22 protein-coding genes and 1 riboswitch are annotated in these 23,612 nt (G+C 63.5%); of the genes, 18 read left to right on the top strand and 4 right to left on the bottom strand.

The annotated features are described in order from the left end of the window. The first annotated feature begins 9 nt into the window (after nucleotides 1-9). From MY55_RS15675 to MY55_RS15610, 14 genes are all read left to right on the top strand, one after another. Nucleotides 10-606 carry an NADH-quinone oxidoreductase subunit C gene (locus MY55_RS15675; RefSeq protein WP_043580268.1) on the top strand — a complete coding sequence of 199 codons (597 nt, stop codon included), beginning with the start codon at nucleotides 10-12 and terminating at the stop codon, nucleotides 604-606. Beyond that, nucleotides 599-1,852 carry an NADH-quinone oxidoreductase subunit D gene (locus tag MY55_RS15670; protein WP_043580271.1) on the top strand — a complete coding sequence of 418 codons (1,254 nt, stop codon included), beginning with the start codon at nucleotides 599-601 and terminating at the stop codon, nucleotides 1,850-1,852. Before MY55_RS15675 ends, MY55_RS15670 begins: the two co-directional genes overlap by 8 nt. Beyond that, a complete protein-coding gene (gene nuoE / locus MY55_RS15665; RefSeq protein ID WP_043580273.1) occupies nucleotides 1,852-2,352 on the top strand; it encodes an NADH-quinone oxidoreductase subunit NuoE in 501 nt (166 codons plus the stop codon). The genes MY55_RS15670 and nuoE overlap by 1 nt, the downstream gene beginning before the upstream one ends. Next, nucleotides 2,352-3,647 (top strand): NADH-quinone oxidoreductase subunit NuoF, encoded by a 1,296-nt coding sequence (gene nuoF, locus MY55_RS15660; protein WP_043580275.1) that lies wholly within the window; start codon nucleotides 2,352-2,354, stop codon nucleotides 3,645-3,647. Before nuoE ends, nuoF begins: the two co-directional genes overlap by 1 nt. A gap of 3 nt (nucleotides 3,648-3,650) precedes the next feature. After that, a complete protein-coding gene (gene nuoG / locus MY55_RS15655; protein WP_065202645.1) occupies nucleotides 3,651-6,002 on the top strand; it encodes an NADH-quinone oxidoreductase subunit NuoG in 2,352 nt (783 codons plus the stop codon). Between the two features lie 3 nt (nucleotides 6,003-6,005). Further along, the gene (nuoH, locus tag MY55_RS15650) at nucleotides 6,006-7,055 is read left to right on the top strand and encodes an NADH-quinone oxidoreductase subunit NuoH (RefSeq protein WP_043580280.1); all 1,050 of its coding nucleotides are present in this window, start codon (nucleotides 6,006-6,008) and stop codon (nucleotides 7,053-7,055) included. A gap of 29 nt (nucleotides 7,056-7,084) precedes the next feature. Continuing rightward, a complete protein-coding gene (nuoI, locus tag MY55_RS15645; protein ID WP_197465992.1) occupies nucleotides 7,085-7,564 on the top strand; it encodes an NADH-quinone oxidoreductase subunit NuoI in 480 nt (159 codons plus the stop codon). A 9-nt stretch (nucleotides 7,565-7,573) separates the two neighbouring features. After that, nucleotides 7,574-8,215 (top strand): NADH-quinone oxidoreductase subunit J, encoded by a 642-nt coding sequence (locus MY55_RS15640; protein ID WP_043580283.1) that lies wholly within the window; start codon nucleotides 7,574-7,576, stop codon nucleotides 8,213-8,215. 27 nt (nucleotides 8,216-8,242) lie between these two features. After that, nucleotides 8,243-8,548 (top strand): NADH-quinone oxidoreductase subunit NuoK, encoded by a 306-nt coding sequence (gene nuoK / locus MY55_RS15635; RefSeq protein ID WP_043580285.1) that lies wholly within the window; start codon nucleotides 8,243-8,245, stop codon nucleotides 8,546-8,548. 32 nt (nucleotides 8,549-8,580) lie between these two features. Continuing rightward, nucleotides 8,581-10,632: an NADH-quinone oxidoreductase subunit L gene (gene nuoL, locus MY55_RS15630; RefSeq protein WP_065202644.1), complete on the top strand. Its 2,052-nt coding sequence runs from the start codon at nucleotides 8,581-8,583 to the stop codon at nucleotides 10,630-10,632. Nucleotides 10,633-10,673: 41 nt separating this feature from the next. After that, nucleotides 10,674-12,173: an NADH-quinone oxidoreductase subunit M gene (locus MY55_RS15625; RefSeq protein WP_043580289.1), complete on the top strand. Its 1,500-nt coding sequence runs from the start codon at nucleotides 10,674-10,676 to the stop codon at nucleotides 12,171-12,173. 20 nt (nucleotides 12,174-12,193) lie between these two features. Next, on the top strand, nucleotides 12,194-13,648 hold the full coding sequence (gene nuoN / locus MY55_RS15620) for an NADH-quinone oxidoreductase subunit NuoN (protein ID WP_043580291.1): 1,455 nt from the start codon (nucleotides 12,194-12,196) through the stop codon (nucleotides 13,646-13,648). A gap of 13 nt (nucleotides 13,649-13,661) precedes the next feature. Beyond that, nucleotides 13,662-13,958: a DUF2818 family protein gene (locus tag MY55_RS15615; RefSeq protein WP_043580293.1), complete on the top strand. Its 297-nt coding sequence runs from the start codon at nucleotides 13,662-13,664 to the stop codon at nucleotides 13,956-13,958. Nucleotides 13,959-14,113: 155 nt separating this feature from the next. Further along, on the top strand, nucleotides 14,114-14,848 hold the full coding sequence (locus tag MY55_RS15610; protein WP_065202643.1) for a ribonuclease T2 family protein: 735 nt from the start codon (nucleotides 14,114-14,116) through the stop codon (nucleotides 14,846-14,848). Between the two features lie 70 nt (nucleotides 14,849-14,918). On the opposite strand, the gene MY55_RS15605 is transcribed toward MY55_RS15610, so the two are convergent. After that, nucleotides 14,919-15,785 (bottom strand): lipid A biosynthesis lauroyl acyltransferase, encoded by an 867-nt coding sequence (locus MY55_RS15605; RefSeq protein ID WP_043580297.1) that lies wholly within the window; start codon nucleotides 15,783-15,785, stop codon nucleotides 14,919-14,921. Then, a complete protein-coding gene (locus tag MY55_RS15600) occupies nucleotides 15,782-16,675 on the bottom strand; it encodes a lysophospholipid acyltransferase family protein (protein WP_043580300.1) in 894 nt (297 codons plus the stop codon). Before MY55_RS15600 ends, MY55_RS15605 begins: the two co-directional genes overlap by 4 nt. Nucleotides 16,676-16,753: 78 nt before the next feature. Between MY55_RS15600 and metK the strand changes: the two genes are divergently transcribed. Continuing rightward, the gene (gene metK, locus MY55_RS15595) at nucleotides 16,754-17,923 is read left to right on the top strand and encodes a methionine adenosyltransferase (protein ID WP_043580302.1); all 1,170 of its coding nucleotides are present in this window, start codon (nucleotides 16,754-16,756) and stop codon (nucleotides 17,921-17,923) included. A gap of 61 nt (nucleotides 17,924-17,984) precedes the next feature. Here metK and MY55_RS15590 read toward each other — a convergent pair whose 3' ends face one another. After that, entirely contained in the window at nucleotides 17,985-19,580 is a 1,596-nt protein-coding gene (locus tag MY55_RS15590) for a histidine kinase N-terminal 7TM domain-containing diguanylate cyclase (RefSeq protein ID WP_052258386.1), read from the bottom strand. Nucleotides 19,581-19,669: 89 nt separating this feature from the next. Beyond that, a riboswitch (S-adenosyl-L-homocysteine riboswitch) is annotated at nucleotides 19,670-19,768 on the top strand. A gap of 72 nt (nucleotides 19,769-19,840) precedes the next feature. On the opposite strand from MY55_RS15590, the gene ahcY reads away from it, so the two are divergent. From ahcY to MY55_RS15575, 3 genes are all read left to right on the top strand, one after another. Continuing rightward, nucleotides 19,841-21,241, top strand: a complete 1,401-nt coding sequence (gene ahcY, locus MY55_RS15585) for an adenosylhomocysteinase (RefSeq protein WP_065202642.1) — start codon at nucleotides 19,841-19,843, stop codon at nucleotides 21,239-21,241. A 134-nt stretch (nucleotides 21,242-21,375) separates the two neighbouring features. Beyond that, nucleotides 21,376-22,212, top strand: a complete 837-nt coding sequence (gene metF / locus MY55_RS15580; RefSeq protein WP_043580555.1) for a methylenetetrahydrofolate reductase [NAD(P)H] — start codon at nucleotides 21,376-21,378, stop codon at nucleotides 22,210-22,212. A 54-nt stretch (nucleotides 22,213-22,266) separates the two neighbouring features. Then, nucleotides 22,267-22,812, top strand: a complete 546-nt coding sequence (locus MY55_RS15575; RefSeq protein WP_043580306.1) for a TIGR00645 family protein — start codon at nucleotides 22,267-22,269, stop codon at nucleotides 22,810-22,812. Nucleotides 22,813-22,875: 63 nt separating this feature from the next. On the opposite strand, the gene MY55_RS15570 is transcribed toward MY55_RS15575, so the two are convergent. After that, nucleotides 22,876-23,361 (bottom strand): Lrp/AsnC family transcriptional regulator, encoded by a 486-nt coding sequence (locus MY55_RS15570; RefSeq protein ID WP_043580308.1) that lies wholly within the window; start codon nucleotides 23,359-23,361, stop codon nucleotides 22,876-22,878. Nucleotides 23,362-23,612: the final 251 nt, after the last annotated feature.

The raw sequence follows: 23,612 nt of genomic DNA, 5'->3' as shown, positions 1-23,612 counted from the left end.
TAGAAACTTATGGCCTCCAAGAAAATGGAAGCGCTGGGTTCGGTCGTTGCCGCGGCGCTGGGCGACAAGCTCGTGCGCAGCACGCTGGCCCTGGATGAGCTGACCATCGTGTGCAAGGCCGCGGACCTGCTGTCCGTGGCCGAGACGCTGCGCGATCACGCCGAACTCGCTTTCGAGCAGTGCATCGACTTGTGCGGCATGGACTACAGCGCCTACCGCGACGAGCCGTGGGACGGTCCGCGCTTCGCCGTGGTCTATCACCTGCTGTCGGTCAAGCTGAACCACCGCATCCGCCTGCGCGTCTTCGCCGAAGACGACTCCTTCCCGGTCGTCGCGTCGGTCAACGGCATCTGGAACGCCGTCAACTGGTTCGAGCGCGAAGCGTTCGACCTGTACGGCATCGTGTTCGAAGGCCACCCCGACCTGCGCCGCCTGCTGACCGACTACGGTTTCGTCGGCCACCCGTTCCGCAAGGACTTCCCGCTGTCCGGCCATGTGGAAATGCGCTACGACCCGACTCAGCAGCGCGTGATCTATCAGCCTGTCACCATCGAACCGCGCGAAATCACGCCGCGCATCATCCGCGAGGAGAACTACGGTGGCTGAGATCCGTAACTACACCCTCAACTTCGGCCCGCAGCACCCGGCCGCGCACGGCGTATTGCGCCTGGTGCTGGAGCTGGACGGCGAAGTCGTCCAGCGCGCCGACCCGCACATCGGCCTGCTGCACCGCGGCACCGAGAAGCTGGCCGAGCACAAGACCTTCATCCAGTCGCTGCCGTACATGGACCGTCTCGACTACGTGTCGATGATGTGCAACGAGCACGCCTACTGCCTGACCATCGAAAAGCTGATGGGCATCGAGGTGCCGGAGCGCGCGCAGTACATCCGCGTGATGTTCGCCGAGATCACCCGCGTGCTGAACCACCTGCTGTGGATCGGCGCCCACGCGCTGGACATCGGCGCGATGACCATGTTCCTGTACGCGTTCCGCGAACGCGAGGACCTGATGGACTGCTACGAGGCGGTTTCCGGCGCGCGGATGCACGCGGCTTACTTCCGCCCGGGCGGCGTGTACCGCGACCTGCCTGACAGCATGCCGCAGTACACGGTGTCCAAGATTAAGAACGCCAAGGAGCTGGCGCGCCTGAACGAAGGCCGCAAGGGCTCGATGCTGGACTTCATCAGCGATTTCACCGACCGTTTCCCCGGCTACATCGACGAATACGAAACCCTGCTGACCGACAACCGCATCTGGAAGCAGCGTACCGTGGGCATCGGCGTGGTGACGCCCGAGCGCGCGCTGAATCTGGGTCTGACCGGCCCGATGCTGCGTGGTTCCGGCATCGCCTGGGATTTGCGCAAGATGCAGCCGTACGACGTGTACGACAAGATGGACTTCGACGTGCCGGTGGGCGTGAAGGGCGACTGCTACGACCGCTACCTGGTGCGCGTGGAAGAAATGCGCCAGTCCAACCGCATCATCCAGCAGTGCGTGGCCTGGCTGCGCGCCAACCCCGGCCCGGTGATCACCGACAACCATAAAGTGGCGCCGCCTTCGCGCGAAGGCATGAAGTCCAATATGGAAGACCTGATCCACCACTTCAAGCTGTTCACCGAAGGCATGCACGTGCCCGAAGGCGAGGCCTATGTCGGCACCGAACACCCGAAGGGCGAGTTCGGCGTCTATCTGGTATCCGACGGCGCCAACAAGCCGTACCGCCTGAAGATCCGCGCGCCGGGCTACGCCCACCTGGCGGCGCTGGACGAGATGGCCAAGGGCCACATGATCGCCGACGTCGTCGCCATCATTGGTACCCAGGACATCGTATTTGGGGAGATCGACCGCTGATGCTGTCCGCACAATCGTTAGCATTGATAGACCGCGAGGTCGCCAAATATCCCGCAGACCAGAAGCGCTCGGCCGTGATGGGCGCGCTGCGCATCGCGCTGGAGGAGCGCCGCGAGAGCGGCAGCACGCCGGAAGAGCGCTGCCTGAACACCGGGATCATCGAGTTCGTCGCCAACTACCTGGGTATCGCCCCGGTGGCCGCCTACGAAGTCGCCACGTTCTACAACATGTACGACATGAAGCCGGTGGGCCAGTACAAGATCACCGTCTGCACCAATCTGCCCTGTGCCTTGCAAGGCGGCGTCAACGCCGCCCAGTACATTTCGCAGAAGCTCGGCATCGCCATCGGCGAGACCAGCGCAGACGGCAAGTACACGCTGCTGGAAGGCGAATGCATGGGCGCCTGCGGCGACGCGCCGGTCTTGCTGGTCAACAACCACAAGATGTGCAGCTTCATGACGGCCGAAGCCATCGATAAAAAACTGGCGGAGTTGAAATAATGGCAGTCTTCGTCAATGGCGTAATTTTCGACGGCGTCGATACCAGCCAGCCCGACTGCTGGCGTCTGGACGCCTATGTGGCCCGCGGCGGCTACCAGGCGCTGCGCAGCATCCTCGAGCGCAAGATGGCGCAAGAGGACGTGATCGCCGAAGTGAAGAACTCCGGCCTGCGCGGCCGCGGCGGCGCTGGCTTTCCCACCGGCCTGAAGTGGAGCTTCATGCCGCGCTCGTTCCCGGGCGACAAGTACGTCGTCTGCAACACCGACGAGGGCGAGCCGGGCACCTTCAAGGACCGCGACATCATCCGCTACAATCCGCATTCGCTGATTGAAGGCATGATCATCGCCGGTTACGCGATGGGCACCAAGGCCGGCTACAACTACATCCACGGCGAAATCTTCGAAGACTACGTGTTGTTCGAAGAAGCGCTGGAAGAGGCGCGCAAGGCGGGCTTCCTCGGCGAGAACATCCTGGGTTCCGGCTTCAGCTTCGACCTGTTCGCCCACCACGGCTACGGCGCCTACATCTGCGGCGAAGAAACCGCGCTGCTGGAGTCGCTGGAAGGCAAGAAGGGCCAGCCGCGCTTCAAGCCGCCGTTCCCGGCCAGCTTCGGCCTGTACGGCAAGCCGACCACGATCAACAACACCGAGTCGTTCGCCTCGGTGCCGTTCATCATCCGCGACGGCGCGCAGAAGTTCCTGGAAGCCGGCAAGCCGAACAACGGCGGCACCAAGCTGTTCTCGGTGTCCGGCCACGTCAACCGTCCGGGCAACTACGAAGTGCCGCTGGGCACGCCGTTCAGCGCGCTGCTGGAAATGGCCGGCGGCATGAAGGACGGCAAGAAGCTGAAGGCGGTGATCCCGGGCGGCTCGTCCGCTCCGGTGCTGCCCGCCGACGTGATGATGCAATGCACGATGGATTACGACAGCATCGCCAAGGCCGGCTCCATGCTCGGCTCCGGCGCCGTCATCGTAATGAATGAAGACGTGTGCATGATCAAGGCGCTGGAGCGCCTGGCCTACTTCTATCACGAGGAATCCTGCGGCCAGTGCACGCCGTGCCGAGAAGGCACCGGCTGGCTGTACAAGGTCATCCACCGCATCGCCAACGGCCAGGGCCGCAAGGGCGATCTGGAGCTTCTGGATTCCGTGGGCAACAACATGGCCGGCCGCACCATCTGCGCGCTGGCCGACGCCGCGGTGTTCCCGGTTCGCAGTTTCACCAAGCATTTCCGCGAGGAGTTCGAGTACGCGATCGAACACGGAAAGACCTTGGTGGACCACAAATGGTGTTGAGCGATGCTTGAAATCGAAATCGACGGTAAAAAACTGACGGTGCCGCAAGGCAGCACCGTCATCGAGGCGGCCCACTCGGTGGGCACCTACATTCCGCACTTCTGCTACCACAAGAAGCTGTCCATCGCGGCCAACTGCCGGATGTGCCTGGTGGAAGTGGAAAAGGCGCCGAAGCCGCTGCCGGCCTGCGCCACGCCGGTGACCGACGGCATGAAGGTCCATACCGCGTCGCCGCTGGCCAAGAAGGCGCAGCAGGGCGTGATGGAATTCCTGCTGATCAACCACCCGCTGGATTGCCCGATCTGCGACCAAGGCGGCGAATGCCAGCTGCAGGATCTGGCGGTCGGCTACGGCAACTCCACCTCGCGCTACGAGGAAGAGAAGCGCGTGGTGGTGGGCAAGGATATGGGTCCGCTGGTTTCCGCCGAGGAAATGTCGCGCTGCATCCACTGCACGCGCTGCGTCCGCTTCACGGAAGAAGTGGGCGGCTTCCAGGAAATCGGCATGGCCAACCGCAGCGAATTCTCGGAAATCCTGCCCTTCCTGGGCAAGACCGTGGATTCGGAAATCTCCGGCAACGTCATCGACCTGTGCCCGGTGGGCGCGCTGACCTCCAAGCCGTTCCGCTACAGCACCCGCGCCTGGGAGCTGTCGCGCCGCAAGTCGGTCAGCCCGCACGACGGCCTGGGCTCCAACCTGGTGGTCCAGGTGAAGAGCAACGAAGTGATGCGCGTGCTGCCGCTGGAGAACGACGCCATCAACGAATGCTGGATCGCCGACCGCGACCGCTTCTCGTATGAAGGCCTGAACAGCGCCGAGCGCCTGCAAAAGCCGATGATCAAGTTCGACGGCAAGTGGCACGAGACCGACTGGGAAACCGCGCTGGAATACGTGGTGAAGGGCCTGAACGGCGTGTCCGCCGATCACGGCAAGGACGCCATCGGCTTCCTGACCAGCCCTCACTCCACCACCGAGGAGCTGTTCCTGGCCCAGAAGCTGGCGCGCGCCTTCGGCGTCAACAGCATCGACTACCGCCTGCGCCGCAGCGACTTCTCGGCCGACAGCGCCAAGCAGGGCGCCGAATGGCTGGGCTCCACCATCGCCGAACTGGCTGCCGCCAAGTCGGTGCTGGTGGTCGGCTCCACGCTGCGCAAGGAACAACCGCTGCTGGCTTCCCGTCTGCGCCAATCGGTGAAGAAGGGCGGCGAGCTGAACATTATCCATGTCGCCGACGACAACCTGCTGACCCAGATCAAGGGCAAGCTGATCGTCTCGCCGCTGGCGCTGGTGAACGCGCTGTCGCAGGTGCTGAAGGCCGTGGCCGAGATCAAGTCGGGTTCGACCGGCATCGATCTGGCCGCAGTTGAAGCATCGGCCGAAGCGCGCCGCATCGCCGAAAGCCTGACCGGCGCGGAAACCGCGTCCGTCGTGCTGGGCAACGTCGCCCAGCATCATCCGGCTTACGGCCAGCTGCTGTCGCTGGCGCAGGAAATCTCCCGCCTGTCGGGCGCGCGTTTCGGCATTCTGGCCGAAGCCGCCAACAGCGTGGGCGCCGAACTGGTCGGCGCGCTGCCGACCCGCGGCGCGCTCGGCTCCGCCGTCAACGCCGGCGACAACGCCGCCGCGATGATCGCCAAGCCGCGCAAAGCCTATGTGCTGCTGAACACCGAAGTGGAATTCGACAGCTACGACAGCCAGGCCGCCGTGGCCGCGATGAAGCAGGCCGCCACCGTGATCGCGCTGACCGCCTATAAGGGCCAGGGCCTGCTGGATTACGCCGACGTGCTGCTGCCGATCGCGCCGTTCTCCGAGACCGCCGGCTCCTTCGTCAACATGGAAGGCAAGCTGCAGACCTTCAATGGCGTGGTGCGTCCGCTGGGCGAAACCCGCCCGGCCTGGAAGGTGCTGCGCGTGCTGGGCAATATGCTGAGCCTGCCGGGCTTCGACTACAACAGCGCCGAAGAAGTGCGCGCCGAGTTCGCCGCCGGCAACCTGGCGGCCGCGCTGAACAACGCGCTGTCGGCAGTGGCCGCGCAACCGGCCGCCGCGGCCGGCATCGTCCGCGTCGGCGAAGTGCCGATGTACCAGGCCGACGCCATCTGCCGCCGCGCGCCGTCGCTGCAAGCCACCAACGAGGCCAAGGCCCCGGTGGCACGCGCGCACGGCAGCCTGCTGCAGAAGCTGGGCATCGCCGCCGGCAGCACCGTGGTGCTGAAGCAGGGCGCGGGCGAGGCGCGCGTCGCGCTGGAAGCCGACGACAGCCTGCCGGCCGACGTGGTACGGGTGGCCACCGCGCACGCAGCGACGCTGCAGCTCGGCGGCATGTTCGACGCAATCGAGATCAAGCAGGGGTAAGCCATGGAGTTCTTGCAAGGTATTCTTGGCAATGAAGCGGGGCTCCTGGTCTGGACCCTGCTGAAGATTGTCGCCATCGTTCTGCCGATGTTGGGCTGCGTCGCCTACCTGACGCTGGCCGAGCGCAAGGTGATCGGCTACATGCAGATCCGTATCGGCCCCAACCGGGTCGGTCCGTTCGGTCTGCTGCAGCCCATCGCCGACGCGGTCAAGCTGCTGATGAAGGAAATCATCCTGCCGACCAACTCCAGCAAGGGCTTGTTCCTGCTGGCGCCGGTGCTGGCCATCGGCCCGGCGCTGGCGGCCTGGGCGGTGATTCCGTTCACCGAGCACCTGGTGGTGGCCAACGTCAACGCCTCGCTGCTGTACATCCTGGCGCTGACCTCGATGGGCGTGTACGGCGTGATCATCGCCGGCTGGGCGGGCAACTCGAAGTACTCCTTCCTCGGCGCGATGCGTTCCGCCGCCCAGATCGTGTCCTACGAGCTGGCGATGGGCTTCGCCCTGGTCGGCGTGCTGATGGTGTCCGGCAGCCTGAACCTGGTCGACATCGTCAAGCAGCAGTCGTTCGGCATGGGCGGCGGCTCCATCGTGTCGTGGAACTGGATTCCGCTGTTCCCGCTGTTCATCGTCTACCTGATCTCCGGCGTGGCGGAAACCAACCGCGCCCCGTTCGACGTGGCGGAAGGCGAGTCGGAAATCGTCGCCGGTTTCCACGTGGAATACTCGGGCATGGCCTTCGCCATCTTCTTCCTGGCCGAATACGCCAACATGATCCTGGTCGCCGCGCTGACCGCCATCCTGTTCCTGGGTGGCTGGCTGTCGCCGTTCCCGGCTTCGTGGGGCCTGCTGGGCGCCGGCGGCTTCCACTGGCTGGCGATCAAGGTGTCGCTGGTGCTGTTCTGCTTCCTGTGGTTCCGCGCCACTTTCCCGCGCTACCGCTATGACCAGATCATGCGCCTGGGCTGGAAGGTGTTCATCCCGGTGACCCTGGTGTGGATCCTGGTGGTGGGCGTGTGGATGTTTACCCCGCTGTCCATCTGGACTCATTGAGACAGGGGATAGGTGAAAAAATGAATTCGATCCGCAACTTTTTCAAGACCTTCCTGCTGGTGGAGCTGGTCAAGGGCCTGATGGTCACTGGCCGCTACTTCTTCGCCCGCAAGATCACGGTGCAGTTCCCGGAAGAGAAGACCCCGCTGTCTCCGCGCTTCCGCGGCCTGCACGCGCAGCGCCGCTACGCCAACGGCGAAGAGCGCTGCATCGCTTGCAAGCTGTGCGAGGCGGTGTGCCCGGCGCTGGCCATCAGCATCGAATCGGAGCAGCGCGAAGACGGCACCCGCCGCACCTCGCGCTACGACATCGACCTGACCAAGTGCATCTTCTGCGGCTTCTGCGAGGAAGCCTGTCCGGTGGATGCGATCGTGGAAACCCACATCTTCGAATACCACGGTGAAAAACGTGGCGACCTCTACTACACGAAGCCGATGCTGCTGGCGATCGGCGACAAGTACGAGGCCGAGATCGCTGCCAACAAGGCAGCCGACGCCAAGTATCGCTAAGGGGAGGCCATGAACCTTACAACGGTAATTTTCTACGTTCTGTCCGCCATTCTGATCTTCGCCGCCCTGCGCGTGGTGACGGCCAAGAACCCGGTGCACGCCGTGCTCTACCTGGTGCTGGCTTTCTTCACCAGCGCCGGCCACTGGCTGCTCTTGGAGGCGGAGTTCCTGGCGATCACGCTGGTGCTGGTATACGTCGGCGCGGTGATGGTGCTGTTCCTGTTCGTGGTGATGATGTTGGACATCAATATCGAGAAGCTGCGCGAAGGCTTCTGGAACAACCTGCCGGTGGCCGCCCTGGTCGGCGCCATCATGGTGTTCGAGATGGCGCTGATCCTGATGAGCCCGGCAACCGGCCTCGGCCAGTTCAAGGCCGCCGCGCCGCTGGCCGCCGACTACAGCAACGTCAAGGTGCTGGGCCATCAGCTCTACACCACCTACCTGCTGCCGTTTGAAATCGCCGCCGTTGTGCTGCTGCTGGCCATGGTGGCCGCCATCGGCCTGACCATGCGCGCGCGCAAAGACAGCAAGGCGATCGATCCGGCCATCCAGGTGAAGGTCCGCCGCGAAGACCGCGTGCGCATCGTCAAGATGGATGCCGTAAAACAAGTGGAAGAGGCCGCGGCCGATTCCGGTGAGCAACAGGCCTGACGGCCAATCAACCACAAGGGAGGAAACGTGCTGACACTGACTCACTTTCTGGTGCTGGCCGCCATCCTGTTCGCCATCAGCGTGTTGGGGATTTTCCTGAACCGGAAAAACCTGATCGTGCTGCTGATGGCCATCGAGCTGATGCTGCTGGCGGTGAATTTCAACTTCATCGCGTTCTCGCATTACCTGTCGGATTCGGCAGGCCAGATCTTCGTATTCTTCATCCTGACGGTTGCCGCCGCCGAGTCCGCCATTGGTCTGGCGATTCTGGTGGTGCTGTTCCGCAACCTGCAGAGCATCAACGTTGAAGACTTGGGCAGCCTCAAGGGCTAAGGCAAACCGGAACCTTTAAAAAGCACAAAAGCATGGATATGAAGAGCTTATACCTGCTGATTGCACTCGCTCCGCTGGCGGGTTCCATCATTGCAGGCCTGTTTGGATGGGCGATCGGACGGCGCGCTTCGCACGTCGTCACGATAGCCGGCGTGGCGGTTTCCGCCGCGCTGTCGCTCAAGGTGCTTCTGGGCTTCCTGAATGGAAGCGCGGAAGTGTTCAACGGACCGGTCTACACCTGGCTGACGGTAGGGGGCTACGAGTTCTCGGTAGGCTTCCTGGTGGACGCGCTGACCGCGATGATGCTGGTGGTGGTCACCAGCGTGTCGCTGATGGTGCATATCTACACCATCGGCTACATGCAGGAAGACCCGGGCTACCAGCGCTTCTTCAGCTACATCTCGCTGTTCACCTTCTCGATGCTGATGCTGGTGATGAGCAACAACTTCGTCCAGCTGTTCTTCGGCTGGGAAGCTGTGGGCCTGGTGTCCTACCTGCTGATCGGCTTCTGGTTCAAGCGCCCGACCGCGGTGTTCGCCAACCTGAAGGCCTTCCTGGTCAACCGCGTCGGCGACTTCGGCTTCCTGCTGGGCATAGGCATGGTGCTGGCCTACTTCGGCGGCTCGCTGAACTACAGCGATGTGTTCGCCGCCGCTCCGGCGCTGGCGCACAAGACCATCGAAATCATCCCGGGCCACGAATGGTCGCTGCTGACCGTCACCTGCATCCTGCTGTTCATCGGCGCGATGGGCAAGTCGGCGCAGTTCCCGCTGCACGTGTGGCTGCCTGACTCGATGGAAGGCCCGACCCCGATCTCGGCGCTGATCCACGCGGCCACCATGGTGACCGCCGGCATCTTCATGGTGTCGCGGATGAGCCCGCTGTTCGAGATGTCCGACACCGCGCTGAACGTGGTGATGGTGGCAGGCGCGATCACCGCGCTGTTCATGGGCTTCCTCGGCATCGTCCAGAACGACATCAAGCGCGTGGTGGCTTACTCCACGCTGTCGCAGCTGGGCTACATGACCGTTGCGCTGGGCGCGTCCGCCTACTCGGTGGCGATGTTCCACGTGATGACCCACGCCTTCTTCAAGGCCCTGCTGTTCCTGGGCGCCGGTTCCGTGATCATGGGCATGCACCACGATCAGGACATGCGCAATATGGGCGGCCTGCGCAAGTACATGCCCATCACCTGGATCACTTCGCTGGTGGGTTCGCTGGCGCTGATCGGCACGCCGTTCTTCTCCGGCTTCTACTCCAAGGACTCGATCATCGAAGCGGTCGCCGCTTCGCATCTGTCCGCAGCCGGTTTCGCCTATTTCGCCGTGGTGGCTGGCGTGTTCATCACCGCCTTCTACTCGTTCCGCATGTATTTCCTGGTCTTCCACGGCAAGGAACGCTGGATGCAGAACCATGGTTCGCACCACGAGCATCATGGCGACAGCGATGAAGAAGAGGTGTCGCATGACCACCATCATGGCCTGGGCCCGAACGACAAGCCGCACGAAAGCCCGTGGGTCGTGACCCTGCCGCTGGTGCTGCTGGCCATCCCGTCGGTGCTGGTAGGCTTCTTCGGCATCGACAAGTTGGTTTACGGCAGCTTCTTCGGCAAAGCGATCAGCGTCAACGAAGCGCTGCACCCGGGCATGGAAGAGCTGCACCACGAGTTCCACGGCGCCGTCGCCATGGCGCTGCACTCGTTCACCACCTTGCCGCTGTGGCTGGCCATCGCCGGCGTCGTGGTTGCCTGGTACTTCTACATGAAGGCGCCGCACATCCCGGCCGCCATCAAGGAAAAGTGCGCGCCGATCCACAAGCTGCTGGAAAACAAGTACTACCTGGACGAGATCTACTTCGCCGTGTTCGCCAAAGGCTCGCGCGCGCTGGGCACCTTCTTCTGGAAGATCGGCGACATGCTGCTGATCGACGGCCTGCTGGTGAACGGCACGGCCAAGCTGGTTGGTTGCTTCTCCGCCGTGATCCGCCGCCTGCAGACCGGTTTCATCTACAGCTACGCCACCGCGATGATCATCGGGGTGCTGGCGCTGATGACGATATCGTTCTGGCAGCTGATCTGGCGTTGAGCGCTGGCCCTCGCGATTGAAATAACAATATAGGTTTGATTATGTTCACAAATCTGTTAAGTCTGGTGATCTGGACGCCGATACTGGCCGGCTTGGTAGTGCTGGCCACTGGCGGCGACCAGCGCGCGCCGCTGGCGCGCTGGCTGGCGGTGGCGGGCGCCCTGGCGGGCTTCCTGCTGTCGGTGCCGCTGTTCACCGAATTCAACAACCTCAACGGCGGCATGCAGTTTGTCGAAAGCAAGCCGTGGATCGCCTCGCTGGGCATCAACTACCGCCTGGGCGTGGACGGCATCTCGATGCTGTTCGTGGTGCTCAACAGCTTCACCACCTTGTTGGTGGTGATCGCGGGCTGGGAAGTGATCCAGAAGCGCGTCGCGCAGTACATGGCCGCCTTCCTGATCATGTCGGGCCTGATCAACGGCGCCTTCGCCGCGCTGGACGCGATCCTGTTCTATGTCTTCTTCGAAGGCATGCTGATCCCGATGTACCTGATCATCGGCGTCTGGGGCGGTCCGCGCCGCGTGTACGCGTCGATCAAGTTCTTCCTGTACACGCTGCTGGGCTCGCTGCTGATGCTGGTGGCGCTGATCTACCTGTACTTCCTGGCCGGCAAGAGCTTCGACATCCAGGCTTTCCATCAGATCGCCAAGATCCCGCTGACCGCGCAGCTGCTGCTGTTCGGCGCGTTCTTCCTGTCGTTCGCGGTGAAGGTGCCGATGTGGCCGGTGCACACCTGGCTGCCGGACGCCCACGTCGAAGCGCCGACCGGCGGCTCGATGGTGCTGGCCGCGATCACGCTGAAGATCGGCGCTTACGGCTTCCTGCGGTTCGCGCTGCCCATCCTGCCTGACGCCTCGCGCGAACTGGCCCCGGTCATCGTCGGCCTGTCGCTGGTGGCGGTGGTCTACATCGGCCTGGTGGCGCTGGTGCAGTCGGACATGAAGAAGCTGGTGGCTTATTCGTCCATCTCCCACATGGGCTTCGTCACCCTGGGCCTGTTCATGTTCACCGGTTCGGAGATGAACCAGTGGGCGGTGGAAGGCGCGCTGGTGCAGATGGTGTCGCACGGCTTCGTCTCCGCCGCGATGTTCTTCTGCATCGGCGTGATGTACGACCGCGTGCACAGCCGCAACATCGCCGACTACGGCGGCGTCGCCAACAAGATGCCGATCTTCGCCGCCTTCATGATGCTGTTCGCGATGGCCAACTCCGGCCTGCCGGCTACTTCCGGCTTCGTCGGCGAGTTCATGGTGATCATGGGCGCCGTGCAGGTGAATTTCTGGTTCGCCTTCGCCGCCGCCACCACGCTGATCTTCGGCGCCGCCTACACCCTGTGGATGTACAAGCGCGTGATCTTCGGCGATGTGGCCAACAGCCACGTGGCCGAACTGTCCGACGTCAACAAGCGCGAGTTCCTGGTGCTGGCCATCCTGGCGCTGATGGTGCTGGGCATGGGCCTGTATCCGCAGGCCTTCGTTTCCAAGATGCACCTCGCGGTGAATGACCTGATCGCGCATGTTGCGCAGACCAAGCTGCCGTAAGGACGGAAGGAATAAACACAATGAATTGGGCTGATCTCAACCTGATACCCGCCTTGCCGGAGCTGTTCCTGATCGGCGCGCTGCTGGTGGTGCTGATGCTGGATCTTTTCATCCCCGATGAAAAGCGCTGCATCACCTACGGCCTGACGCTGCTGACCCTAGCCGGCACCGCCGTCGCGCAGGTCTACACCTTTACGCCGTACCCGGTGACCACCTTCTCCGGCATGTACGTCGCCGATCCGCTGGCGGCGCTGGTCAAGCTGGCGATGTACGGCGCCACCGCGGTGGTGCTGGTCTACAGCCGCCAGTACACCGCCGACCGCGGCCTGTACAAGGGCGAATACTTCTCGCTGGCGTTGTTCGCGCTGCTGGGCATGAACCTGATGGTGTCGGCTTCGCACTTCCTCAGCCTGTACATGGGCCTGGAGCTGCTGTCGCTGGCGCTGTACTCGCTGATCGCGCTGCAACGCGATTCGGTGGCCGCCACCGAGTCGGCGATGAAGTACTTCGTGCTGGGCGCGCTGGCTTCCGGCCTGCTGCTGTACGGCATCTCGATGATCTACGGCGCCACCGGCACGCTGGAGTTGGCCGGCGTGGCCAAGTCCATCAAGTTGCACGCCGCCAACCCGATGCTGCTGCTCTTCGGCCTGGTGTTCATCGTGGCGGGCCTCAGCTTCAAGCTGGGCGCGGTGCCGTTCCACATGTGGGTGCCTGACGTCTACCAGGGCTCGCCGACTTCCGTCACGCTGATGGTCGGCGCGGCGCCCAAGCTGGCCGCCTTCGTGTTCGTGCTGCGCATCCTGGCCCAAGGCCTGGACGTGCTGGTCGGCGACTGGCAGGGCATGCTGGTGATCGTGGCCGTGCTGTCGATGGCCATCGGCAACATCACCGCCATCGTGCAGACCAATATCAAGCGGATGCTGGCCTACTCCACCATCTCGCACATGGGCTTCCTGCTGCTGGGCGTGCTGTCCGGCACCCAGCAGGGCTACTCCGCCGCGCTGTTCTACGCGGTGGTGTATGTGGCCATGTCGATGGTCGGCTTCGGCATCATGCTGGCGCTGTCGCGCAAGGGCTTCGAGTGCGAGAAGATCGACGACCTGAAGGGCCTGAACAGCCGCAACAGCTGGTACGCGCTGTTGATGCTGCTGGCGATGTTCTCGATGGCGGGCATCCCGCCGCTGGCCGGCTTCTACGCCAAGTTCGTGGTGATCAAGGCCATCCTGGACATCGGCATGGTCAAGCTGGCGGTGTTCTCGGTATTGATGTCGGTGATCGGCGCGTTCTACTACCTGCGCGTGGTGAAGGCCATCTACTTCGACGATGCGGCTGACAACAGCCCGATCGCCGTGCGCGCCGACATGAAGCTGGTGCTGTCGCTGAACGCGCTGGCGCTGCTGGCGGTGGGCGTGCTGCCGGAATCGCTGCTGGAGCTGTGCCTGCAAGCGATGCGCCAATCGCTGACCGTGATCTGACAGGACAAGACCCATGCAAAGCAGCATCACCATTCTGCTCCTGCTGGCCTTCGCGGCCGCCAACCTGCCGTTCATCACCACCCGTGTGGCCGGCTTCGTCAAGGTGGCGCGCAAGCATTTCGGCTGGCAGGCGCTGGAGCTGGCGGCGCTGTTCTTGCTGATGGGCGGCCTGGCCAGGCTGCTGGAGTCGCGGCAGATGCCGGTGCACGAGCAGAACTGGCAGTTTTACGTCACCACCTTCTCGCTGTTCCTGGTGGCGGCCTTTCCGGGCTTCGTCTACCGCTACTTCTGGCGCAAGCCAGGCCAGTAGATCCGTTCGCCCCCACAAAAAAGCACTGCCTCGGCAGTGCTTTTTTTATTTAGATGTGTTGCCGCGGCTTGCGTGGCGGCCGGATATGGTTGACATTGGCATGCCTTGTGCGCGCCGCCCGCACGCGATGCGGGCCAACTTCATCCACAGATCCCATGCTCAAATTCCTATTGTCTTCCCTTGCCGCGCTGCTGTTGGCCGGCGCGGCGCAGGCCAAGCCGCTGCAGCCCGCCCGGCACGGCGATTTCGCCCATTACACCTTCGCGCTGACCTGGCAGCCCGGCTTTTGCGCCACCGGCGACGGCTGTCTGCCGGAGCAGCCCAAGCAGCCGCTGATCGGCCTGCACGGCTTGTGGCCGTCGCTGCCGCAAAGCCTCATCCAGCAGGGCGTGCCGGTGCAGCAGTGGTGGGCCAAGGGCTGCGCTTTCTTCCCGCACGCGCTGGCCATCGCGCTGCCGCCGACCGAGCTGCGGCAGCGTTTGAGCCAGGTGATGCCGCAGCTGAAGGATGATTTGTACACCCACGAATACGTCAAGCACGTGCAGTGTTTCGGCTACAACGGCGTCGACTTCTTCTCGACGGCGATGGACATGCGCCAGGCGGTGGCAGACAGCGGCTTCGGCGCCTATCTCTTGGCGCAGGCCGGCCAGGTGCGGCGGCGCGAGGAGTTGGAAGAGGCTTTCGTCAAGGCCTTCGGCACCGATCAGGCGCGCTCGCTGCAGCTGCAGTGCGGCAAGGACAAGCAAGGCCGCAATGTGCTGACCCAGGCCTGGTTCACGTTGAAGGCGGACAGGCTGGCGGACTTCCCGAAGGCCGAGGCTTTTGTGAATACGCCGGACGGCGAGTACGAGGATACCTGCAAGGAGCCTTTCCTGTTGCCTGCTTGGTAGCCGAGGAGGGGCTGATGGCAAATAGGCCGTCCGGCATCGGGCGGGACGGCCTGCGGCTGGCGGGCGGCGCTCAGTAGAAGCGCGGCTCGCCTTGCGGGCGGTTCTTGAAGCGCTTGTGCAGCCAGAAATACTGGTCGGGGATTTCGCGCACGCGCTCTTCGAGGAAGGCGTTCATGCGGCGGGTATCGGCTTCGATGTCTTCGCTCGGGTAGTTGTCCCAGGGCGGATAGAACTCCAGCTCGAAGCGGTCGCCGACGCGGCGGGCGATGGCGGGCACCACTTTGGCGCGGGCCAGCTTGGCGATGCGCGACATGCCGGTGATGGTGGCGGCCTTGACGCCAAAGAAGTCGACGAACAGCGAGTCGCGCACGCCGAAGTCCTGGTCCGGCAGATACAGGAAGGGCGCGTGGTCCTTGCGCATCGCCTTGATGATCGGGCGCAGGCCTTCCTGGCGCGACACGATGTAGGCGTTGTCGTAGCGCTGGCGGCCGGCGTAGATCTGGCGGTCCAGCGTGTCGTTTTTCTGGTGCGAATAGACGCTGACCAGCGGGATGTATTGGTTCAGCGCGTATACGCACATCTCGAAGCCGACGAAATGCGGATAGAACAGGATCACGTCCTCGCCCTTGTCGCGCAGTTCGGTGACGTAATGCAGGTTCTTGATGTCGACCAGGTTGTCGATGCGCTTGGCCGAACTCCACCAGCAGACGCCGTATTCCAGCACCAGCCGCATCATGTGCTGGCAGTTCTTGCGCACCAGCCGCCTGCGCTCGGCCAGCGGCATGTCGGGGAAGCAAAGCCGGAGGTTGATCAGGCCGACGCGGCGGCGGCCGCCGGCCAGCAAGTAGGCGATATTGCCCAGGCCGGCGGCGATCAGGCCGATGGCCCGCATCGGCAACAGGCGGATCAGCCACAACAGGGCGAAAGCGAGTCTCATGCGTGTCCTTGTGCATCGTCCGGCCGGGTGACGCCGGCCGGGCATTTATAACGGTTGTAGCTCCACAGGTACTGGCTGGGGAAGCGGCGGATCAGGTTTTCCACCTGGGCGTTCATCAAGGCACAATCCGCTTCCTTGTCGCCGGTGAACGGCTGGGCCAGCGGTTCGATGTGGACGGCGAAGCCCTGGCCGCGCGGCAAGCGCTCGCCGACGAAGAACAGCGTGGCCACGCCGCTCATCTGCGCCAGCCGCGGCACCAGCGTCATGGTGTAGGCCGGCCGGCCGAAGAAGGGCGCCCAAGCGCCTTCGCCGTTGCCGGGGGCCTGGTCGGGCAGGATGATGGTGGCTTCGCCGGATTTCAGCGCCTTCATCAGCACCCGCACGCCGGCGGCGGTGGCCGGCGCGGTCTTGCCCTTGCCGCGCGAGCGGCCGGCTTGCATCACCGGCTCCAGCCAGGCGAGCTTGGGCGGGCGGTACATCGCGGTCAGCGGGAAGGGCAGACGCGAACTTATATAACGTCCGGCGATATCGTAGCTGCCCAAATGCGGAGTTACGAATATAATGCCATTGCCTTGAGCCAGCGCCGACTCCACGTGATGCCAACCGTCGCAGCTTTTGACCATCGCGGCGATGTCTTCCGGACTGCGGCACCAGGCGATGGCCAGCTCCAGCGCGCCCTTGCCGGTTTCCGCCGCGCTGCGTTTGACTTCGCGTGGTAAAACCTGATAGTTTTCGAAGATTTTACTAGAACTAAGATTCTCCCGCAGCCGCATCGCGAAGCGGGGGGATGCATGATAAGTCAATCGTCCGAGAACGGCACCCAAACCTTGTAGCCAGGAGAGGGGTAGGTGCGCCAGGAAAGACAGCAGTAAATGGACTAGCTTTGACATATGGAAGCGCAGTCTTGGTCTCAAAGCGGCCTATTTTATCATCACAAGGTTTTGTATTTTTTTGGGAACGCAGAATAAATGAGTGAATACCTGTTTACCTCGGAATCCGTATCCGAAGGCCACCCCGACAAGGTCGCCGACCAGATCTCCGACGCCATCCTCGACGCGATCCTGCGCGAGGACAAGCACGCGCGCGTAGCGGCCGAGACCCTGGTCAATACCGGCCTGGTGGTGCTGGCCGGCGAAATCACCACCACCGCCAATGTCGACTACATCAAGGTGGCACGCGAAACCATCAAGCGCATCGGCTACGACGACTCCGAACTGGGCTTCGATTTCCGCGGCTGCGCGGTGATGGCCTGCTACGACAAGCAGTCTCCGGACATCGCCCAGGGGGTCAACGAGGGCGAGGGCATCGACCTGAACCAGGGCGCCGGCGACCAGGGCCTGATGTTCGGCTACGCTTGCGACGAAACTCCGACGCTGATGCCGTTCCCGATCTACTACGCGCACCGCCTGGTGCAGCGCCAGGCCGAACTGCGCAAGGACGGCCGCCTGCCGTGGCTGCGCCCGGACGCCAAGAGCCAGATCACCTGCGTGTACGATGCCGCCACCGGCCTGCCCAAGCGCATTGACACCGTGGTGCTGTCCACTCAGCACAGCCCGGACATCGACCACAAGACGCTGACCGACGCGGTGATCGAGGACATCATCAAGCCGGTGCTGCCGCCGGAGATGATCACCCCGGAAACCAAATTCCTGATCAACCCGACCGGCCGCTTCGTCATCGGCGGCCCGATGGGCGATTGCGGCCTGACCGGCCGCAAGATCATCGTCGACACCTACGGCGGCGCGGCGCCGCACGGCGGCGGCGCGTTCTCGGGCAAGGATCCGTCCAAGGTTGACCGTTCGGCGGCGTATGCCGGCCGCTACGTGGCGAAGAACATCGTCGCCGCCGGCCTGGCGCGCCAGTGCCAGATCCAGATCTCCTACGCCATCGGCGTGGCCGAGCCGACTTCGATCGCGGTCGACACCTTCGGCACCAACAAGGTGCCGAACGAAAAGATCGTCGAATTGGTGAAGAAGCATTTCGACCTGCGGCCGAAAGGCATCATCCAGATGCTGGACCTGCTGCGTCCGATCTACGGCAAGACCGCGGCTTACGGCCACTTCGGCCGCGAAGAGCCGGAATTCAGCTGGGAGCGCACCGACAAGGTGGAGGCGCTGCGCGCCGACGCCGGTCTGTAAGGACTCGGGCATCGCCAGAAAAACCGCCGGTTTCGACCGGCGGTTTTTTCATGGGCGCGGCTCAGGCGGGGGCGCGCACGCTGCAGTTCTTGCCGGCGGCCTTGGCCTGGTACAAGGCGCGGTCGGCATGATGGTAAAGTTCGGACAGCGCGCGGCCATGGCGCGGCAGCGCGGCGATGCCGCAGGAGAAGCTGGCCTGGAATGGATGATCGCGGCCGGCATGGCTAAGCCGGGCGAAGCCGCCGCGCCAGCCCTCCACCCTCGCCTGGGCCTGTTCGGCGTCGCTGCCGGGCAGCAATACCAGGAACTCCTCGCCGCCCAGCCGGCAGACGATGTCGGTGGCGCGGCATTCGCGCTGCAGCAGGCGGGCCAGCGCTTGCAGCACCCGGTCGCCGACCTGGTGGCCATGGCTGTCGTTGATCTGCTTGAAGTTGTCCAGATCGAGTATCGCCATCGCGATCGGCTGGCTTTCGCGTTCGGCGCGCCGGCTTTCGCGCTCGAAGGTTTCGTCCAGGTAGCGGCGGTTGTACAGGCCGGTCAGCGGATCGCGCAGCGCCTGTTCGCGCAGCGCCGCCTGCAGCTGTTCGATCTGCGCCAGCCGTTCCACCAGTTGCTGGTTGGCGTTTTTCAGCGCGTCCTCCGCCTCGCGGCGCTGGGTGATGTCGCGCATCACCAGCATCAGGGTGTGGCCGGGATGCCGGCCTTGGTCGATGGCGTAGGCGCGGATGTCCAGAATCTTGCCGCTGGCCGGCGCCATCATCTCCAGCAACTGGCCTTCGCGCCGCAGCCTGGCGCTGTCCAGCCAGGGCGCGGGCAGCGCGCTGCCTTGCAGCTGTCCGGCCGGCTGGCCCAGCATCCGCGCGCCGGAAGGATTGATGTCGAGAATGCGCAGCTGCTGATCCACCACCACGATGCCGTCGCCCATCGCCTCGAAGGCGCGGGCGCGCGCCACCGGCACCAGATAGAGCTGGCGCAGGTAGAGCAGGTCGATCGCGAAGACGATGCCGGTGAAGGCGAAGGAGTGCGGGGTTGGATCCAGCCCCTGCAGGGGGAACAGGCCGCTCAGGTAGAGGATGTTGCCCAGCCAGGGCGCCAGCGCGCTGAGCATCAGCGTGATGGACTGGCCGCGGAAATGCGGCGGGTAGTAATGCAGCGAGCGGATCAGCAGCAGGCTGCCCAGCAGCATCATCAGGTAGGAATAGCCGGCCACGCCCAGCCAGAACGCCGGTCCGTGGCCGTAGATCAGCAAATTGTAGCCGGACGGGCTGGGGCGGTAGCTGGTCCAGACCAGCTGGTGGTATTCGTTGCTGGCGGCCAGCAGCAGGCATAGCGCGGGAATCGCGAACAGCACCGGCAGCCAGCGGCGGCGGCGCATCAGGTCGATGTGGTTGTAGTCGAGCGCCAGCAGCAGGAACAGCACCGGGGTGGAGAGGGTGCCCAGATATTCCACCTTGGACCACAGCACTTTGGCGGACAGGCTGGTGGCCGACAGTTCGCACATCGCGCCGGCGGCCCAGAACGCCACCGAGGCCATCAGCAAGGCCAGCCAGCGCACGCCGGCGAACTGCCTGCGGTTCCAGGCGATGACGCTGATGGCGGCGGACAACAGCGCGGCGAGGCCGGACAGCGCGGCCAGCGGTGTGAACACGAAGGGCATGGGCGGCGGCGGGATGGAAAGACCGCCAGTTTATCGCCTTGACATGACTTGTCCTATCCTTTCTCGCCTGACTAGGTATAATTACTCGGCATCCCGAGGAGCGCTGCGAGGAGCGGTTCAGCAACCGCATCCCCAGGCTCGGGAAGCGTGGAGACGCAAAGTCTGCGACACAACGGCGCTCACCTGACTCATGACCGTGGCTGGCACGGAATGGCGGGTGAGCCCCATTCCTCCTGCCGCGTGAACAAGGATGGCTCACGATGGCTGATTTTTCCGATTTTCACGTAGCTGACATCAACCTTGCCGGCTGGGGCCGCAAGGAACTGAACATCGCCGAGACCGAAATGCCCGGTCTGATGGCGACCCGCGACGAATTCCGCGCCAGCCAGCCGCTGCGCGGCGCCCGCATCGCCGGCAGCCTGCACATGACGGTGCAGACCGCGGTGCTGATCGAAACCCTGACCGCGCTGGGCGCCGAAGTGCGCTGGGCGTCGTGCAATATCTTCTCCACCCAGGACCACGCCGCCGCCGCGATCGCCGCCGCCGGCATTCCGGTATTCGCCTTCAAGGGCGAGAGCCTGGACGAGTACTGGGAATTCAGCCACAAGATCTTCGAATGGCCCGAGGGCCAGCCGGCCAACATGATCCTCGACGACGGCGGCGACGCCACCTTGCTGCTGATGCTGGGCAGCAAGGCGGAAAAGGACATCGGCGCGATCGCCCATGCCACCAATGAGGAAGAGACCGCGCTGTTCGCGTCGATCAAGCGCCACCTGGCCATCGATCCGTACTGGTATTCGAAGCGCCTGCAGCACATCCAGGGCGTGACCGAGGAAACCACCACCGGCGTGCACCGTCTGTACCAGCTGGAAAAGGACGGCCACCTGCCGTTCCCGGCGATCAACGTCAACGATTCGGTCACCAAGTCCAAGTTCGACAATCTGTATGGCTGCCGGGAATCGCTGGTCGACGGCATCAAGCGCGCCACCGACGTGATGATCGCCGGCAAGGTGGCGGTGGTGCTGGGCTATGGCGATGTGGGCAAGGGCTGCGCGCAAAGCTTGCGCGGCCTGGGCGCCACGGTGTGGGTGACCGAGATCGACCCGATCTGCGCGCTGCAGGCGGCGATGGAAGGCTACCGCGTGGTGCGGATGGACGAGGTGGCCGGCGAAGCCGACATCTTCGTCACCGCCACCGGCAACGTCGGCGTGATTTCCCACGAGCACATGAAGAAGATGCGCAACAACGCCATCATCTGCAATATCGGCCACTTCGACAGCGAGATCGAAGTCGCCTCCCTGCGCCAGTACCAGTGGGAGAACATCAAGCCGCAGGTCGACCACATCATCTTCCCCGACGGCAAGCGCGTGATCCTGCTGGCCGAAGGCCGCCTGGTGAACCTGGGTTGCGCCACCGGCCACCCGAGCTTCGTGATGTCCAACAGCTTCACCAACCAGGTGCTGGCGCAGATCGAACTGTTCGCCAACGGCCAGAAGTACGACAAGAAAGTGTATGTGCTGCCCAAGCATCTGGACGAGAAGGTGGCGCGCCTGCACCTGGCCCGCATCGGCGCGCGGCTGACCGAGCTGTCCGATCAGCAGTCGGCCTACATCAGCGTGCCCAAGCAAGGCCCTTATAAGCCGGATCACTATCGTTATTGATTATTGAACCAAGGCGAAACGGACAGCCCCCATAGAATGGAGCTGTCCGTTTTTTTCGGGCAGCGGCAAACGCGCAACGGCACAAAGAGGCCGGCGACGACAAGATAGCCAGGACAGCGATAGAGAGGATCATGATGACGCAGACGCCACGCACCTTCAGTTTCGAGTTTTTCCCGCCCAAGACGCCGGAAGGCATCGCCAAGCTGCGCACCACGCGCCAGCAGCTGGCCCAGTTCAAGCCGCAGTTTTTCTCGGTGACTTTCGGCGCCGGCGGAACTACCCGCGACGGCACCTTGTCCACCGTGCTGGAGATCCGCAGCGAGGGGCACGCGGCGGCGCCGCACCTGTCCTGCATCGGCTCGACCCGCGAGAACATCGCGGCGATCCTCGACGAATACCGCAACAACGGCATCCGCCACTTGGTGGCGCTGCGCGGCGACATCCCGTCCGGCATGGTGGCGGCCGGCGAATTCCGCTACGCCAACGAGCTGGTGTCCTTCATCCGCGAGCAGCACGGCGAGCACTTCCACATCGAGGTGGCGGCCTATCCCGAATTCCACCCGCAGGCGCGCTCGGCCGAAGACGACATCAACAACTTCGTGCGCAAGGTGCGGGCCGGCGCCAACTCGGCGATGACCCAGTATTTTTTCAACGCAGACGCCTATTTCCGCTTCGTCGACGAGATCCAGGCGCGCGGGGTGGACATTCCGGTGGTGCCCGGTATCATGCCGATCTCCAATTTCGGCCAGCTGTGCAGATTTTCCGACATGTGCGGCGCGGAAGTGCCGCGTTGGCTGCGGCAGCGGATGCAGGCCTATTATGACGACACCGCTTCCATCCGCGCGCTGGGGCTGGATGTGGTGACCGAGCTGTGCGACCGCCTGTTGCAGGGCGGCGCGCCCGGTCTGCATTTTTACACTTTGAACCAGGCGGGCCTGGTCTCCACCATCTGGCAGAGGCTGGGCCTGTGACGGCCGGAGGCGTTCCCGCGGGAGCGCCTCCGGCTTGCAACATCAGGAAGCCTCATGCAAGAAAACATAACGAATCGCCGGGAGCCCAGGAAGTCGCTGCTGGGCCAGGTCATCTTCAGCAGCCGCTGGCTGCAGCTGCCCATCTATCTGGGCCTGATCGTGGTGCAGGGCGTGTACGCGTGGAAATTCCTCGCCCAGCTGTGGGAGCTGCTGGAGGGGCTGGACCACCTGACCGAGACCGACATCATGCTGGCGGTGCTCGGCCTGATCGACGTGGTGATGATCGCCAACTTGCTGGTGATGGTGACGGTGGGCGGCTACGAGACTTTCGTGTCGCGGCTGCGCATCGACACCCACCCGGACCAGCCGGAGTGGCTGGATCATGTCAATGCGTCGGTGCTGAAGGTGAAGCTGTCGATGGCCATCATCAGCATCTCGTCGATCCACCTGCTGCAAACCTTCATCAACGCCAGCCGCATCGACGAGCACACCATCAAATGGCAGCTGTTCCTGCACCTGGCCTTCCTGCTGTCGGCGGCGGCCATCGCCTATACCGACAAGCTGCTGTCCAGCACCGCCGCCCATCATCAGGGGCATTGAGGCGGCGCGCTTCTCCATGAAAAATGGCCCTCTCGGGCCATTTTTTCCGTCTTCCGCCAGCGCTTACATGCTGCGCAGCTGTCCCAGCGGCAGCGCGGTGGTGCGCTTGATCTCCTTCAGCACGAAGCTGGACTTCACGTCTTCCACGCCCGGGTGCTGCAGCAGTTCGTCCATCACGAAGCGCGAGAAATGCTCCATGTCTTCGAAATACACCTGCAGCAGATAGTCCATCTCGCCGGTCATCGCGAAGCAGTTGATCACTTCCGGCCAGCTCTGCACCGCCTCGATGAAGCTTTGCAGATGCAGATTGCCGCGTTTTTCCAGCGTCACGCGCACCCAGGCCTGCAGGCCCAAACCGATATGCGCAGGATCCAGCAGGGCGACATATTGGCGGATCACGCCCGACTCTTCCAGTTGCTTCAGCCGGCGCAGGCAGGGCGATGGCGACAGGGCCACGCGCTCGGCCAGCTCGACGTTGGTCAACCGGCCGTCAAGCTGCAGCTCGGCCAGAATACGCAAGTCTGTCTTGTCTAATGTGAGACTTGGCATATTTTCTCCTGATTATCGGTTAGTTGAGACATTTTATTCTTCAATATTGCTTAAGTTAAGCCATTTAGCAAGATAATTGCTGCGGGCTTTCCATAGAATAAAAAGCCTAAATCAAGCAAACGGCAGCATCAGACTGCCGATGCGTGTCGATGGTGTGTGACAGCAGATAACGATTCGTTCGGAGGAGAGTTTGCCGTGCCGTCATCGGCGTCCGGCGCCAGTTCGCGTGTTCCTGCGCGAGCCGCGGCTTT

This window comes from Chromobacterium subtsugae (assembly GCF_001676875.1).
Lineage (GTDB): Bacteria > Pseudomonadota > Gammaproteobacteria > Burkholderiales > Chromobacteriaceae > Chromobacterium > Chromobacterium subtsugae.
This window is presented reverse-complemented; position numbering and strand designations above follow the sequence as displayed.

Coding starts and splice junctions, on each gene's coding strand:
- MY55_RS15615 (WP_043580293.1), top strand. CDS start 13,662: ATGCAAAGCAGCATCACCATTCTGCTCCTGCTGGCCTTCGCGGCCGCC.
- nuoH (WP_043580280.1), top strand. CDS start 6,006: ATGGAGTTCTTGCAAGGTATTCTTGGCAATGAAGCGGGGCTCCTGGTC.
- MY55_RS15625 (WP_043580289.1), top strand. CDS start 10,674: ATGTTCACAAATCTGTTAAGTCTGGTGATCTGGACGCCGATACTGGCC.
- nuoE (WP_043580273.1), top strand. CDS start 1,852: ATGCTGTCCGCACAATCGTTAGCATTGATAGACCGCGAGGTCGCCAAA.
- MY55_RS15590 (WP_052258386.1), bottom strand. CDS start 19,580: ATGCCCTTCGTGTTCACACCGCTGGCCGCGCTGTCCGGCCTCGCCGCG.
- MY55_RS15600 (WP_043580300.1), bottom strand. CDS start 16,675: ATGTCAAAGCTAGTCCATTTACTGCTGTCTTTCCTGGCGCACCTACCC.
- metF (WP_043580555.1), top strand. CDS start 21,376: ATGACGCAGACGCCACGCACCTTCAGTTTCGAGTTTTTCCCGCCCAAG.
- MY55_RS15610 (WP_065202643.1), top strand. CDS start 14,114: ATGCTCAAATTCCTATTGTCTTCCCTTGCCGCGCTGCTGTTGGCCGGC.
- nuoL (WP_065202644.1), top strand. CDS start 8,581: ATGGATATGAAGAGCTTATACCTGCTGATTGCACTCGCTCCGCTGGCG.
- nuoN (WP_043580291.1), top strand. CDS start 12,194: ATGAATTGGGCTGATCTCAACCTGATACCCGCCTTGCCGGAGCTGTTC.
- MY55_RS15605 (WP_043580297.1), bottom strand. CDS start 15,785: ATGAGACTCGCTTTCGCCCTGTTGTGGCTGATCCGCCTGTTGCCGATG.
- MY55_RS15640 (WP_043580283.1), top strand. CDS start 7,574: ATGAACCTTACAACGGTAATTTTCTACGTTCTGTCCGCCATTCTGATC.
- MY55_RS15675 (WP_043580268.1), top strand. CDS start 10: ATGGCCTCCAAGAAAATGGAAGCGCTGGGTTCGGTCGTTGCCGCGGCG.
- MY55_RS15570 (WP_043580308.1), bottom strand. CDS start 23,361: ATGCCAAGTCTCACATTAGACAAGACAGACTTGCGTATTCTGGCCGAG.
- nuoG (WP_065202645.1), top strand. CDS start 3,651: ATGCTTGAAATCGAAATCGACGGTAAAAAACTGACGGTGCCGCAAGGC.
- metK (WP_043580302.1), top strand. CDS start 16,754: ATGAGTGAATACCTGTTTACCTCGGAATCCGTATCCGAAGGCCACCCC.
- ahcY (WP_065202642.1), top strand. CDS start 19,841: ATGGCTGATTTTTCCGATTTTCACGTAGCTGACATCAACCTTGCCGGC.
- MY55_RS15575 (WP_043580306.1), top strand. CDS start 22,267: ATGCAAGAAAACATAACGAATCGCCGGGAGCCCAGGAAGTCGCTGCTG.
- nuoF (WP_043580275.1), top strand. CDS start 2,352: ATGGCAGTCTTCGTCAATGGCGTAATTTTCGACGGCGTCGATACCAGC.